The organism is Phormidium tenue FACHB-1052 (assembly GCF_014696675.1).
In the GTDB taxonomy this organism is placed as follows: Bacteria; Cyanobacteriota; Cyanobacteriia; order Phormidesmidales; family Phormidesmidaceae; genus Nodosilinea; species Nodosilinea tenuis_A.
This window is the reverse complement of the sequence record NZ_JACJQN010000010.1, coordinates 233,951-242,047: the sequence shown is the minus strand read 5'-3', so window position 1 is coordinate 242,047 and position 8,097 is coordinate 233,951. Positions and strand designations below refer to the sequence as shown.

The window sequence follows — 8,097 nt, the reverse complement described above, 5'->3', positions numbered from 1 at the left end:
CAACCGGGCGAACCTGGGTATGGAAGTGATGCACGAGCGCAATGCTCACAACTTCCCCCTCGATTTGGCTACGGCTGAGGCACCTGAAATCATTGGCTAGTCCTCATCGACTACCCCATTGATTGATTAGCAAGAAGCGCTCCCCGCATGGGGGGCGCTCTTGTTTTGGTGTTGGCGATCGCTACACTCTAAAATAAGCAATGCCCACCGGTAGGCAAAACCCAAACGAGACATGGCTCCCACAATGCAAGCACTTCACGATTTACAGCAAAGCCAGGGCGCGATTTTGTCGTCAGAGGGGATTCCCACTACGTTTAATAATGCTGCCGACTTAGAAACGGTTAAAGCTGGAGCCGTGCTGTTCGATCGCAGCCACTGGGGCGTGCTCCAGATGTCTGGGAGCGATCGCCTGCGATTCATCCACAATCAAACCACCAATACATTTACCCAGCGCCAGCCCGGCGAAGGCTGCGACACAGTATTCGTCACCTCTACTGCTAGAACCATTGACTTGACCACCGTCTACTTAACCGAGGAGGCGCTGCTGATTCTCACCTCCCCCAGTCAAGATCAGCGCCTGATGGACTGGATGGATCGCTACATTTTTCCGGCCGATCAGGTATCGCTAGCTAACTTAACCGCAGATACAGCCGTTTTTTCCCTCGTTGGCCCTGGCAGTGCTGCTGTACTTAAGGACTTGGGTATTACATTAGAGCCTGATTTGCCTACAGCCCACCACCGGAGCGTTGATCTCAGCGGTGTTGCCCTGCGCTTAGCGGCAGGCAATGGTTTAGCCCTGGCTGGGTACACCCTCCTAATGCCAGTGGAAGGCGCAGCAGTCGTGTGGCAACAGCTCACGGATGCTGGCAGCATCCCAGCAGGAGAATCACTCTGGCAGCAGCTAAGGGTGCAGCAGGGGCGTCCTGCCCCCGGGTACGAGCTCGCCGACGACTATAACCCTCTCGAAGCGGGGCTATGGGACGCGATTTCTTTTGAAAAAGGATGCTATATCGGTCAGGAGACAATTGCTCGACTGAACACCTACCAGGGGGTCAAGCAGCAACTCTGGGGCCTTCAGCTCAACGGCACGGTTGATCCAGGGGAAGTTATTTTTGTTGGGGACGAAAAAGTGGGTCTGCTCACCAGCGTAGTTGAAACTCCCCGTGGTTTAAGGGGTTTAGGCTATATTCGCACCAAAGCTGGTGGAGCCGGCTTAACAGTCAGTGTCGGTGCAACTAACGGCGTGGTAATTGATGTGCCCTATCTAGCTCGAGGGTACTTGACGACCAATAATCTACCCGTTTAAGCGGTAATTTGGGTATTCTTAGGTGAACTCACTTGATTGTATTTAAGTAAAGCACTGATTGTATTAAGCTTGGTCAGCCAAGCATTGCCGTACAGATTTATACCCTATGAGCCAACCTAAACGCGCCCTGATTACTGGTATTACCGGTCAGGATGGATCTTATCTAGCAGAATTACTTTTAGATAATGGCTATGAGGTTCACGGTATTATTCGCCGCACCTCTACATTCAACACTGACCGCATCGATCACGTTTACGTTGATCCCCACAGTGCCGAAGCGCGTCTGTTTTTGCACTACGGCGATTTGACTGATGGCACCATGCTGCGGCGCATTCTTGAACAGGTGCAGCCCCAGGAAGTTTTCAACCTGGGTGCTCAATCCCACGTGCGGGTGAGCTTTGATTCGCCCGAATACACCGTAGATTGTGTGGGTATGGGTACGCTGCGGCTTCTCGAAGCCATTCGCGACTACCAGCAACGCACAGGGTTAGAAGTGCGCTTCTATCAAGCTGGCTCCTCTGAGATGTTCGGCAAGGTACAGGAAATTCCCCAGACGGAAACGACACCCTTCTACCCCCGTAGCCCCTACGCTTGCGCTAAGGTCTTTGCCCACTGGCAAACCATTAACTACCGAGAGTCGTATGACCTGTTTGCCTGCAACGGCATTTTGTTTAACCACGAGTCGCCCCGGCGTGGCGAAACCTTTGTAACGCGCAAAATTACCCGAGCGGTAGCCCGCATTGTGGCCGGTCAGCAGAAAAAACTGTATCTGGGCAATCTCGACGCCAAGCGCGACTGGGGCTATGCCAAAGACTACGTCAAGGCTATGTGGCTGATGCTGCAGCAAGACCAGCCCGATGACTATGTGGTAGCCACCAATGAAACCCACGCCATCAGTGAGTTCTTAGATATTGCCTTTAACCATGTCAACCTCGACTGGCACGATTACGTGGAGTTTGACCCCCGCTACCTGCGGCCTGCCGAAGTAGAACTGCTGATTGGCGACTCGACTAAAGCCCGCCAGGCTTTAGGCTGGGAACCTAGCGTTACCTTTGAGGAACTGGTGCACTTGATGGTGGAGAGCGACCTAGAGGCGATCGGCATTCGTCATGGCAATGGTGCTCCCGCTGATGTGGCGACTATACGCAAAGAAATGCTGCACTTGGCACCCCAGGGCTAAGGGCTGAAGCTGGTTGATAACTCAAAAACGGTATCTGTCTTGGGGATAGATACCGTTTTTGAGTCAGTAAGGCATGCGTTTTGGAGGCCTTTCCTCTAGTATGGGAAAGAACAACTGGGTGAGTGGCTCAACCCATTGAGTTTGCCCGGATTGCTGTTGTAGGTTTCCTTTGTATGGCTGACGAAAAGACTCCCCCAGTAGACTCTACCCCCGCTGAGGATACTCCCGTTCCCCAAGCAGATTCTAAAGCAGCAGATGCTGCGCCCAAGGCTGAGGCTAAAGTTGCCCCTAAGGCAGAAGCTGGAGCTGAACCCAAAGCTGCTTCTAAAGCCGCTCCTAAGAAGGAAAAGCCCCCGGCGTTAGAAGACAAGCCGTTCGCCGAATTCATCGAGCAACACTTTATCCCGACGCTAGAATCGGCGCTGAAGGATAAGGGCATTGACGATATTCAGCTCACCCTCGATCAGCGGCCCCTAGGGGTGTTTGGGGTCAGTGATGCTGAGAAGTATTGGCACGTGAAGGGGGAGTGGCAAAACGGCGCTGGCGCAGCCTCCCTTTCAGGGAATCGCCAGTTCAACATTGCTTTTACTAAAGACAATATCTCTAGCCCCAAGCTGTTCTACTTCGCCGATAGGGGATCGCAGCCCAGCACCATTGAGCAGTTCATGGGTGACGAGCGCAAAATTACCCTAGATTTGCTGGTTCTATTCACTCTGAGACGGCTCAACGGTCAGAAGTGGCTGGCGCGAAATTGAATAAGTAGCGGTTGAATGAGTGATGCTTAAGCCTGTCATTTGCCTAGCCTTTCCGGCAAAGAAAGACTAAGTAGGATCAGGTCGTTTTTAGGCAGAGTGTTGGCCTAGGAACTGCTTGAGCAAGCCAACAACTACGGCAGGATGCTCGACATGGGGAAGTACCCCGGAGTCGGGGATCTCGATTACCTGTTGCACTGCTTCGGGATTGAGGCTTGCAAGCCGTTTGACCGTGGCCGGTGCCGTAAACCGTGACCCTGACCCTAACACAACGGTGGTGGGAGTTTGAAGGTGGTGAATGTAGCGCGACAGGTCAAAGCTGACCGCTCCGTTGAGGGATGACAGAGCTGAATACTCGGCGTTGGGTTGCTGAGTGCAGGCGAGATAGCCCTGCACGGTTTCTGGCGTAATGCGGCGGGAGTTGGCAAAGAGAAAGGTGGAGAGGAACGATCGCACCGCCACCTCATTAGCTGCCCCTACCTGATACAGCAGTTTATCTACGCCGGGCGTGCTGGCTAGTAGAGCGGGTAGGCTAACTTTGTAGTCGCGGCCAGAGTCGCTGTTGCCTGAGGGGGACACCAAAAATAGGCCTTTGAACAAATCGGGCCGCAGTCCTGCTAGGCGAATGACGACGCCAGCTGTAAGGGAGGTGGCCGCTACCAGGGTCGGGGGTTGAGCTACTGACTCCAGCAGGTGAGTGATCATGTAGAAGTAGTCTTCGGTTGAGTAGGCGCGGGGCGGATGGGTTGACTGACCCCAGCCGATTAGATCAGGGGCAATTACCCGATGGGTGGCCCCAAAAGCAGCGTAAACCTTAGACCACTCAAAGGCTGAGGAACCACCCCCCAGACTGTGGAGGAACACCAGCGGCGGGCGAGTAACACCATCATCCCGTTGCCAGGGCAAGCCGCCAGGAGTGTAGTAGGCCATAACCCCTAGGTCAGTGGCAAGGGCCTGCTGAATAAAGCCCAGCGGCTGGAAGTTAAGCATGGTGAGATCCGCTAAGATTCGTGGACGTGGGGTTTCTCCCAATTGTGATTTAATCTTAGGGCCAATCCCAGGCCTCTGCTGCCCATTTGAATTCTCCCTGGAGGTGAGGTCAACGTTACCGAGCGAACTGTTAATTTATCGATTTCAGGGGGAGGGGCTACAGCCCAAGCGGCTGGGATTGGATGGGGCGAATCGGGCGATCGCCGCCGATCTGATCCAGCTCTTTCAGCAACAGGTCGGCCACACCCAGGGCGACCTCAACCGCCAGCTACAAGATCTCGAAGGCGAAGACACCAATTACCGCATCAAGCGCGGCCTAGCCCACATTCTGCGTAACAGCTTTGCCACCTTTGATGTGGTAAGTCCGCTAGAGCCTATTGAACTGCGGCGGCGGGTGTTTGCGCTGTCTGCTCAATCAGTTCCCTCTCCGATCGCTGCCGCAGCGCATTTGGCAACCCTGGGTCAGCAGCTTTCTGAAGAGCTAGATCGCGAAGTTTCAGTGGCTGACCTGCGTCAGGGGCTCTACGCCGATCGCCAGGACAACCACATTCTGATTGAGTTTGATGCCCCTACCCCCGATGCGCTGCTCCATCGCTACAACCTGTCGCAGACCCAGGGAGTGTTCTACAAAGCTAGTGACCTGGTAATGCACCTGTACCGCAATGATCCGGGCGAGTACAAGCTGATGTTTCGCTACCTAAAGCTGTTTCGGCTAATGACCTACATTGAGGGCGACGCTGATCAGGGGTTTACGATCACCATCGACGGCCCCGCCAGTTTATTTAAGCCCAGCACGCGCTACGGGGTCGATATTGCCAAGCTGATTCCTGCTATTCTCCACGTCAGCAAGTGGCGACTGACGGCGACCCTACAAATGAAGGACAACTTTACCCAGCAGGTGAAACCCCGCGAGTTTACCCTCGACAGCGACTGCGGCCTGGTCACCCACTATCCCCCCGGCAAGACCTACGACAGCATGATTGAGGAGTCGTTCGTCAGCCGCTGGCCCGCCAAAACTCCCTGGCGACTGGAGCGGGAGGTGGATCTGGTGCCTCTGCCCGGCAGTGTGATGATTCCTGACTTTCGGGTGGTGCACTCTGACGGGCGCGAGTATTTGCTGGAGATTGTCGGCTACTGGCGACCTGAATATCTACGGAAGAAGTTCGCCCAGGTGCGCAAGTCAGGGCGTAACAACCTGATTTTGGCGGTGTCAGAGCGGCTCAACCTAGAGAATGCTGGGGTGGATATTACCAACGTTCCGGCCCAGGTGGTGTGGTTTAAGACCAAGCTTCAGCCCAAGGTGGTGCTGGAGGTGCTGGGAGATTAGGTCATGATTGTGCCGCCCATGAGTTTTTCGTAGCGCCGCTGAAGTTCCTTCGCTAACTTGGGCCAGCGGGCTAGTTCTGGATCTTCTGTCAGCATGGCTTCGGCTGCTTCACGGGCCAGCATCAGCACATCCTGGTCTTCGATCAAACTGGCCAGGGCAAAATCGGGCAGGCCCGACTGGCGGGTGCCCAGCACTTCCCCAGGGCCGCGAAAGCGCAGATCCATCTCGGCGATAAAGAAGCCGTCCTGGGATTGCTCTAGCACCTTGAGCCGCTGAATGGCGGTTTCGCTGCGGCTGGCGCTGAGCAGGAGGCAGAAGGATTGCGCGGCCCCGCGCCCGACTCGGCCCCGGAGCTGGTGGAGCTGGGAGAGGCCAAACCGCTCGGCGTGCTCAATCAGCATCACCGAGGCATTGGGAACATCTACCCCGACTTCCACCACCGTTGTAGAGACCAGAATTTGGCTCTCTTGCTTACGAAAGGCGGTAATAGCGTCATCCTTTTCGGCGGAAGACATGCGCCCGTGGAGCAGGCCGACGGTGAATTCTGGAAAGATCACTTCCGCTAGCCGCTGGTGCTCCTCTACGGCGGATTTGAGATCGAGCTTTTCGGACTCTTCGACTAGGGGAAGCACCACATAGACTTGGCGACCCTGGGCAATTTCGCGCTTGATCAGATCGTAGGCGTGGGGGCGTTCTTTGTTGGTCAGCAGCGTAGTTTGAATCGCCTTGCGCCCCGGCGGCAATTCATCAATTTGACTCACATCCAAGTCGCCATGCATAGTCAGCGTGAGCGTACGAGGAATGGGAGTGGCGGTGAGGGTGAGCACGTGGGGGTTTGCGCCTTTTTGGGTCAGTCTGGCCCGCTGCTGCACGCCAAAACGGTGCTGTTCGTCGATCACCACCAGACCCAGATCACGGAACTGCACTGGATCTTCGATGAGGGCATGGGTGCCGACGAGGATGGGAAGTTCTCCAGTGGCCAGCTCGCCCAGCATTTTGCGACGTTTGGCAGCGCGGGTTGAGCCGGTAAGTAGCTCGACAGGCAGGTGGAGCTGGTTGAACCACTCCACCAGTTTGCGGTAGTGCTGCTCGGCGAGCACCTCGGTAGGGGCCATAATAGCGGCTTGATAGCCTGACTGAATTGCAGCGAGGGTGGCGACTACGGCGACCACGGTTTTGCCAGAGCCCACATCGCCCTGCACCAGACGATTCATGGGGATGGGCTTTTGCAGGTCAGAGAGGATGTCGTTGACCACCCGCTGCTGGGCACCCGTGAGGCTAAAGGGAATCACGCCGTAGAACTGGTCGATCAGCTTCCCGGTGGGGGCGAGGGCGATCGCAGTTTGCTGGGCCTGCTGCTGCTGACGACGGCGCAGCAAACCGAGCTGAAGGTAGAGAAATTCGTCGAACACCAGGCGGCGACGGGCCTGGGCCAGGTTTTCTTCATCGTCGGGGAAGTGGATTTGGGCGATCGCATCCTCCACCTTCACCAGCCCATAGCGCTGCCGCAGATCCACCGGCAAGGGATCCTGCAGTTCGGGCACCGCCGGTAGGGAAGCCGCTACAGCTTTGCGCACCAGATCGGCTGGGACGCCCTCACTGAGGGCATATACCGGCACCATGCGGCCAATGGTGAGGGATTCGATGCGATCGCCCAAACTGTCCAACACCTCCAGGTGCGGATCCTCTAGTGTCACCCCAAACTTGCCGTCCTTCACCAGTCCCGAGGCCGCGACGATCGCCCCCTGGGGATACTGGCGTTTTTGCTGCTGCTGCCAGCCGGGGGTGGCGTAGCGGTTGCCGGGGTAAAAGCGGTTGAGTTTGAGGGTGCCGCTGCCGTCAGAGAGCTGTAGCTCAAAAATGGTGAGCTTTTTGTTGCGCGGGCTGGTGAAGCAGTTGACCCGCTTAACAGTGCCGACGATGGTGACGGTTTCGCCCGGCTCTAAATCGCGGATTTTGACCTGCTGGGCATAGTTGATGTGGTCACGGGGGTAGTAGTAGAGCACATCCTGCACGGTGAAGATGCTCAGTTTGGCTAGGCGATCGCTGTTTTTCGGCCCGATCCCTTTTAGGTAGGTGACGGGCTGATCGAGGCCAAAGCGAAAGCTGCCGGTGCCGGATACCTCTGCTAATTGAGTTGTTTTGGGGGTGGCGCTAGGTTTTTTGACTGTCTTGGCCGCGACTGATTTTCCAGAATCTGGAGCGGCACCCTCCCTCGTACGGAGGGCTTTGGTCTCGGCAAATTTCTCTAGTAGGCGCTGGGTGCTGTGGAGAAAGCGGCGGGTTTCGGCTACCAGGTGCTGGCGTTGGGCAAAGCTGAGGTCGATGTAGCCGTCGTACTTTTGGGCGAGGCTCTGCCAAGATTGTTGTTGGTCGCCGGGAAGAGCAGTTGGGGGCTGTTGTAAGCTGTCCCGCAAAAACTCGCTGAAGCTCTGCTGCTTACCCACCAGATTGTTAAAGCCGGTTTCAGCCTCGACTGAGAGGGCTCGCTGGAGTCGCACCCAGTCGGGTAGGGAAGTCTGTGCTTCTGTCATGGATGCTT

The 8,097-nt window shown here is 56.0% G+C and carries 6 protein-coding genes; 4 read left to right on the top strand and 2 right to left on the bottom strand.

Annotated elements, in window-relative coordinates; all coding sequences use genetic code 11:
- Window positions 1–244 precede the first annotated feature (244 nt).
- The 3 genes from ygfZ to H6G07_RS15310 all read left to right on the top strand — a co-directional run bounded on the left by ygfZ (window position 245) and on the right by H6G07_RS15310 (window position 3,241).
- On the top strand, window positions 245–1,306 hold the full coding sequence (ygfZ, locus tag H6G07_RS15320) for a CAF17-like 4Fe-4S cluster assembly/insertion protein YgfZ (protein WP_073608858.1): 1,062 nt from the start codon (window positions 245–247) through the stop codon (window positions 1,304–1,306).
- Between the two features lie 106 nt (window positions 1,307–1,412).
- A complete protein-coding gene (gmd, locus tag H6G07_RS15315) occupies window positions 1,413–2,486 on the top strand; it encodes a GDP-mannose 4,6-dehydratase (protein WP_073608859.1) in 1,074 nt (357 codons plus the stop codon).
- Between the two features lie 173 nt (window positions 2,487–2,659).
- On the top strand, window positions 2,660–3,241 hold the full coding sequence (locus H6G07_RS15310) for a DUF2996 domain-containing protein (RefSeq protein WP_073608860.1): 582 nt from the start codon (window positions 2,660–2,662) through the stop codon (window positions 3,239–3,241).
- Between the two features lie 87 nt (window positions 3,242–3,328).
- Here H6G07_RS15310 and H6G07_RS15305 read toward each other — a convergent pair whose 3' ends face one another.
- The gene (locus H6G07_RS15305) at window positions 3,329–4,228 is read right to left on the bottom strand and encodes an alpha/beta fold hydrolase (protein WP_073608861.1); all 900 of its coding nucleotides are present in this window, start codon (window positions 4,226–4,228) and stop codon (window positions 3,329–3,331) included.
- Between the two features lie 103 nt (window positions 4,229–4,331).
- Between H6G07_RS15305 and H6G07_RS15300 the strand changes: the two genes are divergently transcribed.
- Window positions 4,332–5,555: a DUF790 family protein gene (locus tag H6G07_RS15300; RefSeq protein WP_073608862.1), complete on the top strand. Its 1,224-nt coding sequence runs from the start codon at window positions 4,332–4,334 to the stop codon at window positions 5,553–5,555.
- Here the strand turns inward: H6G07_RS15300 and recG are convergent.
- On the bottom strand, window positions 5,552–8,089 hold the full coding sequence (gene recG / locus H6G07_RS15295) for an ATP-dependent DNA helicase RecG (RefSeq protein WP_073608863.1): 2,538 nt from the start codon (window positions 8,087–8,089) through the stop codon (window positions 5,552–5,554). The two genes, H6G07_RS15300 and recG, sit on opposite strands and share 4 nt — an antisense overlap.
- Window positions 8,090–8,097 lie beyond the last annotated feature (8 nt).